Source organism: Sporosarcina gallistercoris, from assembly GCF_050459885.1.
GTDB classification, from domain to species: domain Bacteria; phylum Bacillota; class Bacilli; order Bacillales_A; family Planococcaceae; genus Sporosarcina; species Sporosarcina gallistercoris_A.
On record NZ_JBCMNO010000012.1, the window covers coordinates 254,932 to 272,445 of the forward strand.

At 44.4% G+C, this 17,514-nt stretch carries 17 protein-coding genes and 1 other annotated feature; all 17 genes read left to right on the forward strand.

The features are described 5' to 3' along the window. Positions 1-6: 6 nt before the first annotated feature. A complete protein-coding gene (rlmB, locus tag ABE021_RS08585; protein ID WP_430288191.1) occupies positions 7-744 on the forward strand; it encodes a 23S rRNA (guanosine(2251)-2'-O)-methyltransferase RlmB in 738 nt (245 codons plus the stop codon). Further along, the gene (locus ABE021_RS08590) at positions 741-1,256 is read left to right on the forward strand and encodes an NYN domain-containing protein (RefSeq protein WP_430288084.1); all 516 of its coding nucleotides are present in this window, start codon (positions 741-743) and stop codon (positions 1,254-1,256) included. Before rlmB ends, ABE021_RS08590 begins: the two co-directional genes overlap by 4 nt. A gap of 69 nt (positions 1,257-1,325) precedes the next feature. Continuing rightward, complete coding sequence (sigH, locus tag ABE021_RS08595; RefSeq protein ID WP_430288085.1) at positions 1,326-1,976, forward strand: RNA polymerase sporulation sigma factor SigH; 651 nt, start codon at positions 1,326-1,328, stop codon at positions 1,974-1,976. Between the two features lie 95 nt (positions 1,977-2,071). Continuing rightward, positions 2,072-2,221, forward strand: a complete 150-nt coding sequence (rpmG, locus tag ABE021_RS08600) for a 50S ribosomal protein L33 (RefSeq protein ID WP_430288086.1) — start codon at positions 2,072-2,074, stop codon at positions 2,219-2,221. A gap of 54 nt (positions 2,222-2,275) precedes the next feature. Next, on the forward strand, positions 2,276-2,461 hold the full coding sequence (secE, locus tag ABE021_RS08605) for a preprotein translocase subunit SecE (protein WP_191688689.1): 186 nt from the start codon (positions 2,276-2,278) through the stop codon (positions 2,459-2,461). A 109-nt stretch (positions 2,462-2,570) separates the two neighbouring features. Beyond that, positions 2,571-3,107, forward strand: a complete 537-nt coding sequence (gene nusG / locus ABE021_RS08610; protein WP_116018837.1) for a transcription termination/antitermination protein NusG — start codon at positions 2,571-2,573, stop codon at positions 3,105-3,107. Positions 3,108-3,281: 174 nt separating this feature from the next. Beyond that, positions 3,282-3,707 (forward strand): 50S ribosomal protein L11, encoded by a 426-nt coding sequence (gene rplK / locus ABE021_RS08615; protein WP_251636541.1) that lies wholly within the window; start codon positions 3,282-3,284, stop codon positions 3,705-3,707. 117 nt (positions 3,708-3,824) lie between these two features. Next, the gene (gene rplA / locus ABE021_RS08620) at positions 3,825-4,523 is read left to right on the forward strand and encodes a 50S ribosomal protein L1 (RefSeq protein WP_430288088.1); all 699 of its coding nucleotides are present in this window, start codon (positions 3,825-3,827) and stop codon (positions 4,521-4,523) included. A 42-nt stretch (positions 4,524-4,565) separates the two neighbouring features. Beyond that, positions 4,566-4,716 (forward strand) — a sequence feature (ribosomal protein L10 leader region). Between the two features lie 35 nt (positions 4,717-4,751). After that, entirely contained in the window at positions 4,752-5,252 is a 501-nt protein-coding gene (gene rplJ / locus ABE021_RS08625) for a 50S ribosomal protein L10 (RefSeq protein WP_430288089.1), read from the forward strand. Positions 5,253-5,313: 61 nt separating this feature from the next. Further along, entirely contained in the window at positions 5,314-5,676 is a 363-nt protein-coding gene (rplL, locus tag ABE021_RS08630; RefSeq protein WP_039043322.1) for a 50S ribosomal protein L7/L12, read from the forward strand. 97 nt (positions 5,677-5,773) lie between these two features. Next, entirely contained in the window at positions 5,774-6,376 is a 603-nt protein-coding gene (locus ABE021_RS08635) for a class I SAM-dependent methyltransferase (RefSeq protein ID WP_430288090.1), read from the forward strand. Between the two features lie 302 nt (positions 6,377-6,678). Next, positions 6,679-10,221 (forward strand): DNA-directed RNA polymerase subunit beta, encoded by a 3,543-nt coding sequence (rpoB, locus tag ABE021_RS08640; RefSeq protein WP_430288091.1) that lies wholly within the window; start codon positions 6,679-6,681, stop codon positions 10,219-10,221. 102 nt (positions 10,222-10,323) lie between these two features. Continuing rightward, the gene (rpoC, locus tag ABE021_RS08645; RefSeq protein WP_430288092.1) at positions 10,324-13,923 is read left to right on the forward strand and encodes a DNA-directed RNA polymerase subunit beta'; all 3,600 of its coding nucleotides are present in this window, start codon (positions 10,324-10,326) and stop codon (positions 13,921-13,923) included. Positions 13,924-14,046: 123 nt separating this feature from the next. Continuing rightward, positions 14,047-14,295: a ribosomal L7Ae/L30e/S12e/Gadd45 family protein gene (locus ABE021_RS08650; RefSeq protein WP_430288093.1), complete on the forward strand. Its 249-nt coding sequence runs from the start codon at positions 14,047-14,049 to the stop codon at positions 14,293-14,295. A gap of 101 nt (positions 14,296-14,396) precedes the next feature. Next, on the forward strand, positions 14,397-14,816 hold the full coding sequence (gene rpsL, locus ABE021_RS08655; protein WP_116018354.1) for a 30S ribosomal protein S12: 420 nt from the start codon (positions 14,397-14,399) through the stop codon (positions 14,814-14,816). 35 nt (positions 14,817-14,851) lie between these two features. Then, positions 14,852-15,322 (forward strand): 30S ribosomal protein S7, encoded by a 471-nt coding sequence (gene rpsG / locus ABE021_RS08660; protein WP_025782820.1) that lies wholly within the window; start codon positions 14,852-14,854, stop codon positions 15,320-15,322. 51 nt (positions 15,323-15,373) lie between these two features. Then, the gene (fusA, locus tag ABE021_RS08665) at positions 15,374-17,452 is read left to right on the forward strand and encodes an elongation factor G (RefSeq protein WP_430288095.1); all 2,079 of its coding nucleotides are present in this window, start codon (positions 15,374-15,376) and stop codon (positions 17,450-17,452) included. Positions 17,453-17,514: the final 62 nt, after the last annotated feature.

Sequence of the window (17,514 nt, forward strand, 5' to 3'; positions counted from 1 at the left end):
ACTGAAATGATAGGCGGCAAAAATCCAATCGTTGAGGCATTACGATCGGGGAGAGAATTGAATAAGATCTGGATCGCCGATGGGTTGAATAAGCAAAGTATCGGAGAGATTACGACGCTTGCCAAGAAAGCTGGAGTTGTTGTCCAAGCCGTTCCGAAAAAGAAGCTGGATCAGTTACTGGATGTGAATCATCAAGGGATTGTCGCCTCTGTAGCTGCTTATGCGTATGCAGAGCTGGACGATATTTTTGCAGTCGCAGAACAGCGTGGGGAAGATCCGTTCATTTTGTTGCTGGATGAATTGGAAGATCCGCATAATCTTGGATCGATTCTACGTACTGCGGATGCGGTGGGTGTGCATGGCATCATCATACCGAAAAGACGGTCAGTTGGTCTTACAGGTGTCGTTGCAAAAGCTTCGACAGGTGCTATTGAACACGTCCCAGTCGTTCGTGTTGTGAATTTAGGACAAACCGTCGATGAGCTGAAGAAGAAAGGCGTTTGGATTGCGGGTACAGATGCAAAAGGATCTGCTGACTATCGGACAATGGATGCGACGCTTCCGCTTGCAGTCATTATAGGCAGCGAAGGTAAAGGGATGTCCCGTTTGTTGAAAGAAAAATGTGATTTCCTGTACCATTTGCCAATGCGGGGACATGTCACCTCTCTTAATGCTTCTGTTGCGGCTTCGCTGCTCATGTACGAAGTGTTGCGCAAACGGCTGCCGAATCCGTCCGCAACATGAAAAAAGATATCCTGCTAGTAGATGGTTATAACATCATCGGTGCTTGGCCGGAATTACGGGAGTTAAAGCGTTTGAAGCTTGCAGAGGCGCGTGACCGTTTAATTGACCAGTTAGCTGAATATCAAGCATTCAAAGGTTGGCGGGTAATCGTCGTGTTTGATGCGTACCTTGTGCCAGGTATTGAAAACAAAGAGAAACGTTCCAGTGTAGAGATTGTGTTTACAAGAGAGAACGAAACTGCTGACGAACGTATCGAGAAATTGGTTACTGAACTATCCAGACGTACCGTTCAACTTCATGTAGCCACTTCAGATTTTACCGAACAATGGATCATTTTCGGTCAAGGAGCGTTAAGAATTTCTGCACGTGAATTAGAGATTGAAGTGCAGGAAATCGACAAGATCATATCTGCGAAAGTGCGGGCGATCCAGGAGAACCGTTCTTTTTCCAAAATACAATTATCACAGGAAGTGGCAGAAGTTTTCGAAAAATGGCGCAGAGGGAACAGGTGAGCGGTTGACGCAAAAAAATTCCTTAAGGTATAATTGACTAACTAGTATGATAAACCGGAGTGATGGGGAATGGCGGAAAAGACAGCTTATGCACCTAGATCAGTAGACTTCAGTACCTTTTCCGATGAACAATTGATCGGAATCATCCAAGAGGGGAACACAGATGCACTCGACTTTCTCATTACTAAATATCAATCATTTGTTCGGATGAAGGCCCGTTCCTACTTCATGATGGGTGGGGACAAGGAAGATATAATCCAAGAGGGTATGATTGGATTATACAAGGCGATTCGTGACTTCCGTGAAGATCGGCTCAGTTCGTTCAAAGGTTTTGCGGAGTTATGTATTAAACGGCAAATCATCACCGCCATCAAAACAGCTACTCGTCAAAAGCACATTCCGCTTAATTCATCAGTCTCATTGGACAAACCGGTATATGACGAAGAATCAGATCGGACCTTATTGGATGTCTTGGCAGGTTCAGTGAACGATGACCCTGAAGATCTAATGATTTACAAAGAGAACTTTGTGCAAATGGAAGTGGAGATGAACAAAGTGCTGAGCAGTCTTGAAAAGGAAGTGCTCGGTCTCTACCTTGACGGACAATCCTATCAAGAAATCTCCGAAGAGCTGAATCGGCAAGTCAAATCGGTAGACAACGCATTGCAGCGCATTAAACGTAAGCTTGAGAGGTACATGCAAGTAGATGTTGTTACGTAAGCATCTCCAATTTTCTGACTATCCTTGCATTGACAGGGAATAGGTTAGGTGGTACTCTTTATCAAGACTATGGAAAGACTAGGTGTTCACTAGATATGTCTAAAAAAATTGTAGTAAGCTGTGAAAAATGCGGCTCCAGAAACTATTCACTTCCAGGAGGCAGTAATAAAACGACTGAACGACTGGTCCTGAAGAAACACTGCAGTCATTGCAATGAACATACGTTACACAGACAAACAGCGTGAGGGTCGGGCTGGACTTGAGACCGTCATATCTACTATTCGGAGGTTTGCAAAAGAATGGGCAAGATAACAAGTTTCTTTAAAAACGTTGTCACGGAAATGCGGAAAGTCAGCTGGCCGAAACGTAAAGAACTGACTCGCTATACAATCGTGGTTATCGGTACAGTAGTATTCATGGCAGTTTATTTCGGTCTTGTGGATCTTGGCTTATCACGAGTAATGGAATGGTATGTTTCGTTATAATAGAGCACGTTGAATCGCATACTGAAAATATCCCGTCTGACAGAAAGAGCGGGTTTTTTCATTTGAAGAAAAAAGGAGGGACGGACGCGAAGTCCTCATCGATATGGAAATGGAGAAAAATTGGTACGTCGTCCATACGTACTCTGGGTACGAAAATAAAGTAAAAGAAAATCTTGAAAAACGTGTTGAAACAATGGGTATGCAAGACAAGATTTTTCGCGTGATTGTTCCTGAAGAAGAAGAAACGGATTTCAAAGAAGGTAAAAAACGTACAGTGATGCGGAAAACGTTCCCTGGTTACGTCCTTGTTGAAATCATCATGACAGACGATTCGTGGTATGTTGTCCGGAATACACCGGGAGTCACAGGATTCATCGGCTCATCAGGCGGGGGAGCGAAACCAACACCACTTCTCCCTGAAGAGGTGACGTTCATACTGAAGCAAATGGGTATGAAGGACCGCAAATTGGAAGTTGACTTTGAAATCGGCGAAATGGTGGAAGTGCTAGAAGGTCCATTTGCTGGATTCCAAGGTAAAGTTGAAGAGATCGAACTGGACCAAGGTAAAGTCAAAGTGTCTGTAGACATGTTCGGCCGCGAAACGAATATGGAACTTGACTTTGAACAAGTAGAACGAACGAGCTGAAAATATTAATTCGTTCCCTCTTGCAAAACATGTGAAATAGTGATATTATTTCAAAGGTCAGACATAGAAATGTCTGAACGTCTTACAAAATTCTACCGGCATTTGCCGGCAGGCACATATTGAGTGGGAGGGGCAACCCAAATACCACATCACGGACTTAAGGAGGTGTGTCTCGTGGCTAAAAAAGTAATCAAGCTTGTGAAATTGCAAATTCCAGCAGGAAAAGCAAATCCAGCACCGCCAGTCGGACCGGCGCTCGGTCAGGCAGGTGTCAATATCATGGGATTCTGTAAAGAATTCAATGCGCGTACATCTGACCAAGCAGGTCTTATTATTCCTGTTGAAATCACTGTATTCGAAGATCGTTCATTTACATTCATCACAAAAACTCCGCCAGCAGCAGTATTGTTGAAGGTTGCAGCTAAAATCCAGAAGGGTTCAGGCGAACCGAACAAAACTAAAGTTGCTGTCGTGAAACGTGATCAAGTTAAAGAAATCGCTGAACAAAAAATGCAAGATTTGAATGCTGCATCAGTTGAAGCAGCGATGGCAATGGTTGAAGGTACTGCTCGCAGTATGGGAATCACGATCGAAGACTGATCTGAAACCTGATTCATTGTATGTTTTTATGGGGGTTGCGGTTGTTCTATCGAACACGCAACCCTTAATCGTGGGAGGTTTATTCCGCTAAAACCACAATCGAGGAGGAAATATCTGATGGCTAAAAGAGGCAAAAAGTTCGTAGAAGCTGCTAAGCTTGTTGACCGTACAACGGCATACGACTTAACAGAAGCGATCGAACTCGCTAAAAAGACAAGCACAACAAATTTTGATGCAACAGTTGAAGTAGCTTTCCGTCTAGGAATCGATACACGTAAAAACGATCAGCAAATTCGTGGGGCAGTAGTGCTTCCGAACGGAACTGGTAAAACACAACGTGTACTTGTTTTCGCTAAAGGCGAAAAACTTAAAGAAGCTGAAGCAGCAGGCGCTGACTTTGTAGGCGATGCAGAATACATCACTAAAATCCAGCAAGGATGGTTCGACTTCGATGTTATCGTTGCGACACCTGATATGATGGGTGAGGTTGGTAAAATCGGACGTGTACTCGGACCAAAAGGTCTTATGCCGAACCCGAAAACTGGCACAGTGACATTCGACGTTACAAAAGCGGTTCAAGAAATCAAAGCAGGTAAAGTTGAATATCGTGCGGACAAAGCGGGAATCATTCACGCTCCGATCGGTAAAGTTTCTTTCGATAACGAAAAACTTGCAGAAAACCTTACAACTGTATTTGAAGTAATCCAGAAGGCTAAACCGGCAGCAGCTAAAGGTACTTATATGAAGTCTGTTAACTTAACAACTACAATGGGTCCTGCTGTGAAGATCAACCCTTCTTCAGTAAATGTGAAATAATTAGTTGACATGCGCCCTATCGTTTGGTAGGATAACGTTTGTTGCAATATACGATTTGTACCGCAGACAGCAGGAGTGGATTACCACTTAATATTCCTGCCGAGGGACAAGACGCTCTTTTTAACTGTAAAAAGATGACGACTTTCCAACCCTCCGTCTGCCAGTCAGATCGGAGGGTTTTTTATGCATATGGTATAAATGCCCCTACACTTAACAGGAGGTGTCAAGATGAGCAAAGTATTAGAAGCGAAACAAGCAGTAGTAACTGAAATCGCGGACAAGATGAAAGCATCAGCTTCAATGGTCGTTGTTGACTATCGTGGTCTTAACGTTGCGCAAGCAACTGAACTTCGTAAGCAACTTCGTGAAGCTGGCGTTGAATTCAAAGTCTACAAAAACTCGATGGTTCGCCGTGCGGCTGAAGCATCTGGTCTTGAAGGGCTTAACGAACATCTTACAGGACCAAACGCAATTGCGTTTTCAACTGAAGATGTAATCGCACCCGCAAGAATCATCAACAACTTCGCTAAAACCAACGAAGCATTGGAAATCAAAGCTGGTGTCATCGAAGGTGCAGTGGCTTCTGTTGAAGAAGTGAAAGCATTGGCGACTCTTCCTTCACGCGAAGGACTTCTCTCTATGCTACTCAGCGTGCTTCAAGCTCCGATGCGCAACTTCGCATTGGCAACAAAAGCCGTTGCAGACCAAAAAGAAGAACAAGGCGCGTAATATCGCATCTTGACCAATTAGCGAGCTAACTCGCAAAACATACCCATTAGGAGGAACTAAAATGACTAACGAACAAATCTTAGGCGCTATCAAAGAAATGACAGTTCTTGAACTTAACGACCTAGTAAAAGCAATCGAAGAAGAATTTGGCGTAACTGCTGCAGCTCCTGTAGCTATGGCTGGCGCTGGAGCTGGAGAAGCAGCTGCTGAGCAGACTGAATTCGACGTTGTACTAGCTGCTGCTGGAGACCAAAAAATCAAAGTCATCAAAGTCGTTCGCGAAATCACAGGCCTAGGCTTGAAAGAAGCGAAAGAAGTTGTTGATAACGCACCTAAAGCTATCAAAGAAGGCGTAGAAAAGGCTGAAGCTGAAGAACTTAAAGCTAAGCTTGAAGAAGTAGGCGCTTCTGTAGAAGTTAAGTAATTCGTGAACTGCGAAGAAAAACCTCGTCTTTGTCGACGGGTTTTTCTTCGTTTTTTTTATACCCGGATTTAGTAAGTTAACAGTAAGGGGGATTCATGTGGCTGAGCATTACTATTCGAAAAGTCCTGATGTAAAAAGTGAACCGAAACAATGGCAGACGAATTTGCGCGGATCGAACTTTGTTTTTGTGACCGATGCGGGTGTGTTCAGTAAAGGGGAAGTGGACTTTGGTTCACGTCTACTCATCGATACATTCCGAGCTCCGGATATTGAAGGGGATATTCTTGACGTGGGATGTGGATATGGACCTGTAGGACTTTCTATAGCCTCGTTGTTGAAAGAACGGATGATCCAGATGGTGGACGTGAACGAACGTGCGTTAGCTCTGTCTCGGACCAATTCCCAAAAAAATAATATTGACAACGTTTTGATTTATTCCAGTGATGCGTTAGATGAAGTGGAAACAAAAGACTTCGCTTCGATATTGACGAATCCACCAATTCGCGCAGGGAAGGAAACGGTTTTTAAAATTTACGACCAAGCGAGAGAACATTTAGCGGTTGGTGGAGAACTTTGGGTGGTTATTCAGAAAAAGCAAGGGGCTCCTTCGACTATAGCGAGATTAGAAGAATTATTCGGTAATGCAGAAATTGTGGAGAAAAGCAAGGGGTATTATATTATTAAGTCAAGAAAACATTGACTCCACCCGGGCGTTGTGATAACATTATAAAATGCAACAATAAATATACTGCATTCGTGTGCCTTTTTATGCGTTTGCATAAGTGATGGAAATGTTAGGTATACTGACGTTGGATAAAAGATTGGTAAATCGAAAATGAGCTCTAGCCGGAACTCGTTTTCTTTTTGTTTTTTCGATATCATACACTATTTTTTTGATTTCGGAAAGACTTTTATGAGGTGTTTGGTAGGGATTGGCGCTAATTTCAAACCGGCCTGAAATTGCCAAGGTACCAAACTAGCTCTATTAATGTCTTATGAGGGGTGAAAGAGTTGACAAATCACTTAGTTCAGTATGGTCAACACCGTCAGCGCAGAAGTTTCGCGAGAATTAGCGAAGTACTAGATCTGCCGAATCTGATTGAAATTCAGACGGAATCTTATGAGTGGTTTTTGGAAGAAGGGCTGCGGGAAATGTTCCACGATATTTCTCCCATCCAAGACTTCACCGGAAATCTGTCATTGGAATTTGTCGATTATCAGCTTGGCGAACCTAAATATCCTGTGGATGAGTCAAAAGAACGTGACGTAACATTCGCTGCGCCGCTTCGGGTGAAAGTCCGTTTGCACAATAAAGAAACTGATGATGTTAAAGAACAAGATGTCTTCATGGGTGATTTCCCATTGATGACTGAAAATGGAACTTTTATTATTAATGGTGCTGAGCGGGTTATCGTTTCTCAGCTCGTTCGTTCACCTAGTGTATATTTCAACGATAAGACAGACAAGAATGGTAAACGCGGATTTGGCGCAACGGTCATACCTAACCGCGGTGCGTGGCTTGAATACGAAACGGACGCAAAAGATGTAGTCCATGTCCGTATCGACCGTACGCGCAAATTGCCAATTACAGTCCTTTTACGTGCCCTTGGTTTTTCAAGTGATCAGGAAATCATCGATCTAATCGGCGATAATGAATACCTTCGAAACTCTCTTGAAAAAGATAACACGGAAAACTCGGAGAAAGCTCTTCTTGAAATTTATGAGCGTTTACGTCCGGGTGAACCGCCAACTTTAGATAGCGCGAAAAACTTACTATTTTCCCGTTTCTTTGATGCGAAGCGATATGACCTGGCAAACGTAGGTCGCTATAAAATGAACAAAAAGCTGCACCTTCAAAACCGTTTATTCAACCAAACGATTGCGGAAACTCTTGCGGATCCTGAAACAGGAGAAATCCTTATTGAAAAAGGACAGTTAATTGATCGTCGTATGCTGGATAAATTACTTCCTTATTTTGAAAAGGGTATAGGAGTAGAAGATTTGAAGCAGATGGGCGGAGTGTTGGAAGATGACATTCGCATTCAGTCTGTGAAAATCTACGCTCCGAAAGGTGAAGAAGGACAAATCATTAACGTTATTTCAAATGGCGTTATCGATGATTCCATCAAGCATGTTACGCCTTCGGATATCATTGCTTCCATCAGCTACTTCTTCAACTTGTTACACGGAGTGGGCGATACGGACGATATCGACCACCTAGGAAACCGCCGTCTCCGTTCTGTCGGGGAACTTCTGCAGAACCAGTTCCGTATCGGCTTGTCCCGTATGGAGCGTGTAGTTAAAGAACGTATGTCCATTAATGACACGCAATCGATTGTGCCTCAACAACTGATTAACATCAGACCTGTTATCGCATCTATTAAAGAGTTCTTTGGTAGTTCTCAGCTCTCTCAGTTCATGGACCAAACAAACCCACTTGCAGAGTTAACGCACAAGCGTAGACTTTCTGCACTTGGACCTGGCGGTTTGACACGTGAACGTGCTGGGATGGAAGTACGTGACGTTCATTACTCCCACTATGGCCGTATGTGCCCGATTGAGACGCCGGAGGGACCGAACATTGGACTTATTAATACACTTTCTACATTTGCGAAAGTGAATAAGTTCGGATTTATAGAAACTCCTTACCGGAAAGTGGATCCAGATACTGGACGTGTAACTGCACGTATCGATTATCTGACAGCCGACTTGGAGGACAATTATATTGTAGCTCAAGCAAATGCACCTCTAAACGATGATGGTACATTCGTTAACGAAGAAGTGGTAGGCCGTTTCCAAGGGGATAACACAGTATTCAAACGCGAACAAATTGACTACATGGACGTATCTCCTAAGCAAGTTGTTTCTGCAGCGACAGCATGTATTCCGTTCTTGGAAAATGATGACTCCAACCGTGCGCTTATGGGAGCCAACATGCAACGACAAGCAGTACCTCTTCTAAATCCGAAAGCACCTTTTGTAGGGACAGGAATGGAGCACGTTTCTGCACGTGATTCAGGAGCTGCTGTTGTATCGAAACACGAAGGGATTGTTGAGCACGTCGAAGCGAAAGAAATCCGCGTCCGTCGTATCAACACGGTAGAAGGAAAAGAAGTTAAGGGAGACCTTGATATCTATCGTCTATCGAACTTCATCCGTTCTAACCAAGGGACTTGTTACAACCAACGTCCTATCGTTAGTGTCGGTGATCGTGTTTCTAAGAAAGATATTCTCGCAGATGGTCCATCGATGGAAAAAGGGGAAATGGCTCTTGGTCAAAACATCCTGATTGCTTTCATGACATGGGATGGGTACAACTACGAGGATGCAATTATCATGAGTGAACGCCTTGTTAAAGATGATGTCTTCACTTCTGTCCATATTGAAGAATATGAATCGGATGCTCGTGATACGAAGCTGGGACCGGAAGAAATCACACGTGATATTCCGAACATCGGTGAAGATGCACTTCGTAACTTGGACGACCGCGGGATTATCCGAATAGGTGCTGAAGTACATGATGGAGATATCTTGGTCGGTAAAGTGACGCCTAAGGGTGTAACGGAACTAACTGCAGAAGAACGTCTTCTTCATGCAATCTTTGGTGAGAAAGCACGTGAAGTTCGTGACACGTCACTTCGTGTACCTCACGGAGCGGGCGGAATCGTTCTTGATGTTAAAGTGTTCAATCGTGAAGATGGCGACGAACTAGCACCAGGTGTAAACCAACTGGTCCGTGTCTATATCGTTCAGAAACGTAAAATCTCTGTCGGCGATAAGATGGCTGGCCGTCACGGTAACAAAGGTGTTATATCCAGGATTCTACCTGAATCCGATATGCCGTTCATGCCTGACGGAACGCCTGTAGATGTCATGCTTAACCCACTGGGTGTACCATCACGTATGAATATCGGACAGGTACTCGAGATGCACCTTGGAATGGCTGGCCGTACGCTGGGTGTTCATATGGCTTCTCCTGTATTTGACGGTGCCAACGAACAAGACGTTTGGGATACGATGGAAGAAGCGGGAATGGACCGAGACGGAAAGACTGTACTTTATGACGGTCGTTCTGGAGAAGCGTTCGATAACCGAGTGTCTGTCGGAATCATGTACATGATCAAACTGGCTCACATGGTCGATGACAAACTACATGCCCGTTCTACTGGACCATACTCATTAGTTACGCAACAACCACTTGGCGGTAAAGCCCAGTTCGGCGGTCAGCGTTTCGGGGAGATGGAAGTTTGGGCACTTGAGGCGTATGGGGCAGCTTATACACTTCAAGAAATCCTCACAGTGAAATCGGATGATGTCGTGGGTCGAGTGAAAACGTATGAAGCAATTGTAAAAGGTGACAGTGTTCCTCAACCAGGTGTACCGGAATCCTTTAAAGTTCTAATTAAAGAACTTCAGAGTCTTGGATTGGATGTTAAAATGCTATCCGAAGACTTCGAAGAAATTGAATTACGTGACTTAGAAGAAGATGATGATATGCAGCCAACGGATGCGTTAAACCTTATGAAGGAAGACCAACCAGTCTGATTCGTAAGCGGAAGATAAATAATAAAGGGGCACTGTCCCCTTTTTTTAAATGGTATAACAGGGCCGGCAAGTCAGCGACTAGACAAAAGGGAGGTAGGCTCCTTGGTAGATGTTAATAATTTTGAGTATATGAAAATAGGGCTAGCTTCTCCTGATAAGATCCGTTCTTGGTCTTATGGTGAAGTAAAGAAGCCTGAAACAATCAATTATCGTACATTGAAGCCTGAAAAAGATGGGTTGTTCTGCGAGCGCATTTTCGGACCTACAAAGGACTGGGAGTGCCATTGTGGGAAGTATAAGCGTGTTCGTTATAAAGGTGTCGTTTGTGATCGTTGCGGCGTAGAAGTGACACGTCAGAAAGTTCGTCGTGAACGCATGGGCCACATCGAACTTGCAGCACCCGTAACACACATTTGGTACTTCAAAGGTATTCCTAGCCGTATGGGGCTTATTCTGGATATGACACCTCGTGCATTGGAAGAAGTTATCTATTTTGCTTCTTATGTCGTTGTCGATCCAGCAGATACACCGCTTGAGCGAAAGCAACTACTCTCTGAAAAAGAGTACCGGCTGTATCGTGAAAAGTATGGTTCCAAGTTCCAAGCGCTCATGGGTGCAGAAGCGATCGAACAACTTCTATCCGCTATAGACTTGGATAAAGAAACAGAAAGTTTGAAGGAAGAACTTAAAACAGTTCAAGGACAACGTCGCACACGTGCGATTCGTCGCCTGGAAGTTGTGGAATCATTCCGTAACTCTGGAAATCATCCTGAATGGATGGTTCTTGAAGTACTTCCTGTTGTTCCGCCTGAATTACGTCCGATGGTTCAATTAGACGGAGGCCGTTTTGCGACTTCCGATCTAAATGATCTGTATCGTCGGGTAATCAACCGGAATAACCGTCTGAAGCGACTGTTGGATCTTGGTGCGCCGGGAATCATCGTTCAAAACGAGAAGCGTATGCTTCAAGAAGCTGTCGATGCTCTCGTGGATAACGGTCGTCGCGGACGTCCGGTAACGGGGCCGGGTAACCGTCCATTGAAATCTCTTTCCCACATGTTGAAAGGGAAGCAAGGACGTTTCCGTCAAAACTTACTTGGTAAACGTGTTGACTACTCCGGTCGTTCTGTAATCGTTGTAGGACCAAACTTGAAGATGTACCAGTGTGGACTCCCGAAAGAGATGGCGATTGAGCTATTCAAGCCATTTGTGATGAAAGAACTCGTTGAACGGGGTCTTGCTCATAATATTAAGAGTGCAAAACGTAAAATTGAGCGATTGCATTCTGAAGTATGGGATGTCCTAGAAGAAGTGATTAGGGAACATCCAGTTCTATTGAACCGGGCACCTACACTTCACCGTCTTGGAATCCAGGCGTTTGAACCGATGCTAGTAGAAGGTCGCGCAATTCAGCTTCACCCACTTGTATGTACAGCGTATAACGCCGACTTCGATGGTGACCAAATGGCTGTGCACGTACCTCTATCTGCAGAAGCTCAAGCGGAAGCCCGTCTTCTCATGCTGGCTGCACAAAACATCTTGAACCCTAAAGATGGTAAACCGGTTGTAACTCCTTCACAGGATATGGTTCTTGGTAACTATTACTTAACTCTTGAGCGCAGTGGTGTTGTAGGAGAAGGTAAAACGTTCAGTAATGTGAACGAAGCGTTAATCGCTTATCAAAACGGTCATGTGCATTTGCACTCTCGTATCGCGATTGCAGCTAGCTCCCTCAAGAATCCTACGTTTACAGAGGAACAGAATGCCCAATTGCTGATTACAACCGTAGGGAAAGTGATCTTTAATGAGATTCTTCCTGAATCGTTCCCGTATATCAATGAACCAACTACACATAATCTGCAAATTGAAACACCTGCAAAATACTTTGTGCCAGGTACTACGGATATTCTTAAGCACGTTCAAGCTGCTGAGATTGTTTCGCCATTCAAGAAGACGATTCTTGGGAACATCATTGCGGAGATATTCCGCAGATTCCACATCACCGAAACTTCTAAAATGCTTGACCGTATGAAGAATCTCGGTTTCAAATATTCGACGCGAGCAGGAATTACAATTGGTATTGCTGATATCGTCGTACTTCCAGATAAGCACGAAATCTTACAAGATGCCCAAGCGAAAGTGGATAAAGTGACACAACAGTTCCGTCGAGGTCTGATTACGGACGAAGAGCGATACGATCGTGTCATTTCTTATTGGAGCCATGCGAAAGATGTTATTCAGGGGAAATTGATGGACTCTTTAGAGGACACAAACCCGATCTTCATGATGAGTGACTCCGGAGCCCGTGGTAACGCATCCAACTTTACGCAGCTTGCTGGTATGCGTGGACTCATGGCCAACCCGGCAGGACGTATCATTGAGTTGCCGATCAAGTCATCATTCCGTGAAGGACTAACAGTTCTCGAGTACTTCATCTCGACACACGGTGCTCGTAAAGGTCTTGCTGATACAGCCCTTAAAACTGCTGACTCAGGATATCTTACACGTCGTCTTGTTGACGTTGCCCAAGATGTTATCGTTCGTGAAGACGACTGTGGTACAGACCGAGGTCTTGAAGTTTCAGCACTCACTGAAGGTGCGGAAATAATTGAAGCGCTAGATGAGCGTATCGAAGGTCGTCATGCTAAGAAGAAAATACTTCACCCTGAAACAGGCGACGTATTAGTTGAGAAAAACCAACTTATTACTGCCGATATTGCACAAGCAATAATCGGTGCGGGTATTACTTCTATGTCGATCCGTTCGGCATTCACTTGTAATACAAAGCACGGTGTTTGTAAGAAGTGTTATGGTATTAACTTGGCAACTGGAGAAACGGTTGAAGTTGGAGAAGCAGTTGGAATTATTGCCGCTCAGTCAATCGGTGAACCGGGTACACAGCTTACCATGCGTACATTCCACACAGGCGGTGTAGCAGGAGACGATATCACTCAAGGTCTTCCGCGTATCCAGGAGATCTTCGAGTCACGTAACCCTAAGGGTCAAGCTGTTATTTCACAAATCAAAGGTATCGTTTCAGATATCGATGAGATTCGTGAAGGACTTAAAGAAATTACGATTAAAGGTGACGTGGAGACACGAAAATACCTTGCTCCATACAATGGTCGATTGAAAGTTGATGTAGGCGATGAAATTGAACGCGGTCAGGGTCTGACTGAAGGTTCGATCGATCCAAAAGAATTGATTGTCGTAAAAGACGTTTCGACTGTTCAGGAATATTTACTGAAAGAAGTTCAGAAAGTATACCGGATGCAGGGTGTTGAAATCGGAGATAAGCACGTCGAAGTCATGGTTCGTCAAATGATGCGGAAAGTCCGCGTCATTGAAGCTGGTGACACAGATCTGCTGCCGGGCTCATTACTCGACATTCACCAGTTCGCGGATGCCAACAAAAAAGTTCTTAAAACTAATAAACTGCCAGCGACAGCGCGTCCTGTAATCCTTGGTATTACAAAAGCTTCGCTTGAAACAGAATCATTCCTTTCTGCCGCATCGTTCCAGGAAACAACTCGCGTATTAACGGATGCTGCCATTAAAGGTAAAACGGATGATCTTCTCGGATTGAAAGAGAATGTTATCATCGGTAAACTCATTCCAGCAGGAACGGGTATGCAGCGTTATCGTGGAATTGAACTGGATCGGGACGAGAAAGTGGATTCAGACGCAGTATCAGCAGAGTGATAAAACTTAAAACGGGAGGAAAAACCTCCTCCCGTTTTTCCTTTTACTGTTGACACGGAGTCTTGCAGATGGTACTATACAAAAGGTTGATAGTTGAATGTCTGTACTTTGGAGGATGACATTATGTCTTATGATAAAGTCACTCAGGCAAAGAAGCTGATCATCGGTACAAAGCAAGCGGTGAAAACGATTCGTCTGAATAAGGCGCATGAAGTCTTCATTGCACAAGATGCAGATGAGCGGGTAACCACTCCTGTAATTGAAGAAGCAGCTCATCAAGGAGTCCTCGTAACATATGTTGATTCACGGGACAAACTTGGAAAAGCATGTGGCATTCAAGTAGCTGCATCAGTGGTCGTCCTCACTGATTAACGGTTTTTGCGCAAAAAAATGTGCAAAGCCTTTGTTTTTACCCAAAAAATGAACCACCTGGATGTGTGGTCTTAAAAAGAAGTTGGAAGGAGGAAAAACCGATGCCTACAATTAACCAATTGGTCCGCAAACCTCGCCAGTCGAAAACTAGCGGTTCAAAAGCTCCGGCACTTGGAAAAACGTATAATAGTTTCAAAAAGTCAATGACAAATGTCAACTCGCCACAAAAACGAGGTGTCTGCACTCGTGTGGGCACAATGACTCCGAAGAAGCCTAACTCGGCTCTTCGTAAATATGCTCGTGTTCGTTTGACAAACACATTGGAAGTTAACGCTTATATCCCTGGTGAAGGTCACAACCTTCAAGAGCACAGTGTTGTTCTAATCCGTGGAGGAAAAGTGAAAGACTTACCAGGTGTTCGTTACCACATCGTACGTGGAGCACTTGATACTGCTGGTGTTACTGGCCGTATGCAAAGTCGTTCACACTACGGTGCGAAAAAGCCAAAAGAGAAAAAATAATAAAAAAGCAACTATTTTGAAAGGAGGAACACCCCATGCCTCGTAAAGGTCCAGTTGCAAAACGTGACGTTTTGCCAGATCCGATTTATAATTCGAAGCTTGTCAGCCGCCTCATCAACAAAATGATGGTAGACGGTAAAAAAGGTACTTCTCAGAAAATTTTATACGGTGCGTTTGAACTTGTTAAAGAACGCTCTGGAAATGATCCGATCGAAGTATTCGAAGCAGCACTTAACAATGTAATGCCAGTTCTTGAAGTTCGTGCACGCCGTGTAGGTGGAGCTAACTATCAAGTACCAGTTGAAGTTCGTCCAGAGCGACGTACGACTCTTGGTCTCCGTTACCTCGTGAACTATTCACGTACTCGTGGTGAAAAGACAATGGAAGAACGTCTTGCGAACGAAATCCTTGATGCATCAAACAACACAGGCGCATCTGTTAAGCGCCGTGAAGAAATGCACAAGATGGCAGAAGCGAACAAAGCATTCGCTCACTACCGCTGGTAAAATCCACTCGTTCATCAAATCGTTATTCCTATATGGAAGGAGCAATACAAAATGGGTAGAGAGTTCTCCTTAGAGAATACTCGTAACATTGGTATCATGGCTCACATCGATGCTGGTAAAACAACAACGACTGAGCGGATCCTTTATTACACAGGTCGTATCCACAAAATCGGAGAAACGCACGAAGGTGCGTCTCAGATGGACTGGATGGAGCAGGAGCAAGAGCGTGGAATCACAATCACTTCAGCTGCGACAACTGCAAGCTGGAAAGGCCACCGCGTAAACATCATCGATACTCCGGGGCACGTAGACTTCACAGTTGAAGTTGAACGTTCACTTCGTGTACTTGATGGCGCAGTAACGGTCCTTGATGCACAATCAGGCGTTGAACCACAGACTGAAACAGTTTGGCGTCAAGCGACAACATACGGCGTTCCACGTATCGTATTTGTCAACAAAATGGACAAAACGGGTGCTGACTTCCTTTACTCGGTAGGTACACTCCACGAGCGTCTTCAAGCGAATGCTCACCCAATCCAATTACCAATTGGTGCGGAAGATGAGTTTTCAGCGATCATCGACCTAGTCGAAATGAAAGCTAACTTCTATCCGGATGATACTGGAATGAACGTTGAAGTTGGAGAGATCCCTGAAGAATACCGTGCGGATGCAGAAAAAGCTCGTGAGCGTTTGGTTGAAGCTATTGTAGATTTCGATGAAGTCCTCATGGAAAAATACCTTGGCGGAGAAGAACTCTCAGTCGACGAACTTAAAAATGCAATCCGTAAAGCAACATTGGCTGTAGAATTCTTCCCAGTTGTTTGTGGTACTGCTTTCAAAAACAAAGGAGTTCAACTTGTGCTTGATGCTGTCATCGACTACTTGCCAGCTCCAACTGATGTACCACCAATGATTGGATTCAACCCTGAAACTGAAGAAGACGAAGTGCGTAACCCGAGTGACGAATCACCATTCTCAGCACTTGCGTTTAAAGTTATGACTGACCCTTATGTCGGTAAACTTACATTCTTCCGTGTATATTCAGGAGTCTTGCAATCGGGTTCTTACATCAAGAACTCAACTAAAGACAAGCGTGAGCGCGTAGGTCGTATTCTACAAATGCACGCTAACCACCGTGAAGAAATATCAGAAGTTCACTCAGGCGAGATCGCTGCGGCTGTTGGACTTAAAGATACAGGAACGGGCGATACGCTTTGTGACGACAAAGCGCCGATCATTCTTGAATCTATGGTATTCCCTGAGCCGGTTATCTCTGTTGCGATTGAGCCGAAAACAAAGGCCGATCAAGACAAAATGGGACAAGCTCTTGGTAAACTTCAAGAAGAAGATCCAACGTTCCGTGCACACACTGACCAGGAAACTGGTGAAGTCATTATCGCAGGTATGGGTGAGCTCCACTTGGACATCATCGTAGACCGTATGCGTCGTGAATTCAAAGTGGATGCAAACGTGGGTGCTCCTCAAGTATCGTATCGTGAAACATTCCGCAAGGGTGCTGAAGTCGAAGGTAAATTCGTACGTCAGTCCGGTGGACGTGGACAGTTCGGTCACGTTTGGATCGAGTTCGAACCAAACGAAGAGGGCGCAGGATTTGAATTCAAGAACAACATCGTTGGTGGAGTTGTTCCTCGTGAATACATTCCAGCAATCGAAGCAGGTGTACGTGACTCCCTTAATAACGGTGTCCTTGCAGGTTATCCTTTGATCGACATCAAGGCTCGTCTATTCGACGGTTCTTACCATGATGTTGACTCGAACGAAATGGCCTTCAAAATCGCAGCATCTATGGCATTGAAAAATGCTGTAGCGAAATGTGATCCTGTACTTCTTGAGCCTACAATGAAAGTTGAAGTCATCATCCCGGATGAATATATGGGAGATATTATGGGTGACATCACTTCTCGTCGTGGACGCGTAGAAGGAATGGACGCACGTGGTAATGCACAAGTCGTTCGTGCAATGGTTCCTTTGGCAGAAATGTTCGGTTATGCGACATCTCTCCGTTCGAACACGCAAGGACGTGGCGTATTCTCAATGACTTTCGACCACTACGAAGAAGTGCCGAAATCAATTGCTGAAGAAGTCATCAAGAAAAATAAAGGCCAATAATTGAAATTTGGCTATAAATCAAGTATAACTACCTTGTAAGCTATGGAAACGGAGGTCGCGCG